Origin of the sequence: Kitasatospora sp. A2-31 (genome assembly GCF_022288725.1) — a bacterium.
Taxonomy (GTDB): domain Bacteria; phylum Actinomycetota; class Actinomycetes; order Streptomycetales; family Streptomycetaceae; genus Kitasatospora.
In genome coordinates this window covers 1-1,067 of record NZ_JAKNTA010000268.1, presented here as the reverse complement: position 1 = coordinate 1,067, position 1,067 = coordinate 1, and the positions used below count along the sequence as shown (strand labels likewise).

At 70.7% G+C, this 1,067-nt stretch carries 1 protein-coding gene and 1 tRNA gene; one reads left to right on the top strand and one right to left on the bottom strand.

What is annotated here, in order from left to right; all coding sequences use genetic code 11:
* Positions 1–193 precede the first annotated feature (193 nt).
* Positions 194–265: transfer RNA gene (locus tag MCM47_RS41360), tRNA-Glu, on the bottom strand.
* 409 nt (positions 266–674) lie between these two features.
* Here MCM47_RS41360 and MCM47_RS41355 point away from each other — a divergent pair.
* Positions 675–1,067 (top strand): hypothetical protein (locus tag MCM47_RS41355; RefSeq protein ID WP_238951901.1); only part of this gene is annotated, 393 nt, incomplete at its 3' end.

Below are 1,067 nucleotides of genomic sequence, written 5' to 3'. Positions count from 1 at the left end.
CGGCCCGCCGCTGTGCAGCGACGAGCCGTTGGTGTGGGTGGGCTCGTCACCCCTGGAGCCGTACTCCGTCCTTCTGTACGGCGGCGACAGCTCACCGGTCGGGCTCTGTGCGGCTCGGTCGCCTGCGCCCCGGGGCGGGCCATGCGAACGACAGCAGGGGCGGAAGTCGAAACCGACTTCCGCCCCTGCTCTTTGGAGCGCCGGGCCCGAATTGAACGAACCCCTCCCACTGAAAGTGGGCGTGCTACCGCTGCACCACCGACGCCTGACCGCCGGTCCTCGACCGCTTCCGCGCTCTCGTCCCGTCGACGAGGTAAACCTACCAACAGCTGATCAGTACGTGAAATCGGGCCGCGATCCGGTCCGGGTCTCCCCCGCATTACCTGGCAGGTAATCGACGCTCATCTCCCCGTCCGCGAAGGTTCTGTCCGTGGCCGGACAGCCCCACCCAGGCCCCCTGACCAGCGCAGACGAACGAGGTATCACCATGCCCGCCACCACCGCCCGCACCAGCCTGATCGTCGCCGCCGCGGTCGCCGTAGGCCTCTCCACCGTCACCGCCGTCGCCACCGGGGCTTCCGCCGACCCGCGGGACACCGGCGTGGAGTGCGCCGAGGTCCGCGCGAAGGTCGACCGCGTGGAGGGGCCGGCTCACTCCCAACGCCTGCGCCTTCATGAAGCGCCAGCTCGCCTTCGGCGAGGTCCCGACCGGTACCCCGCCGGCGCCCGGCGACCTCTCCCACCCCCGCGTCCAGGCCTACCTCGACATCTTCGACGACGAGGCCACCCTCCGGGAGGCCGGCAGTGCACCGCAGCGCGGCCGCACGGCGATCGGCACCTCGATCACGGGCTCCCTCCGCCTCGCGCCCGACTTCCGCTACCGGGGCACCGAGATCGTTGCCGAGGGCGCGTCGATGATGTTCGGGCAGCGGCAACGGCACCACCACCGTCGCCGTCTACGACCCGGCGACCCAGAGCTTCTACCTCAACGACTCCAACGAGACGGAGAACGTGCGGCCCGCGATCAGGTTCGGCAACCCGGGCGACGTCCCGATCAAGGGCGACTG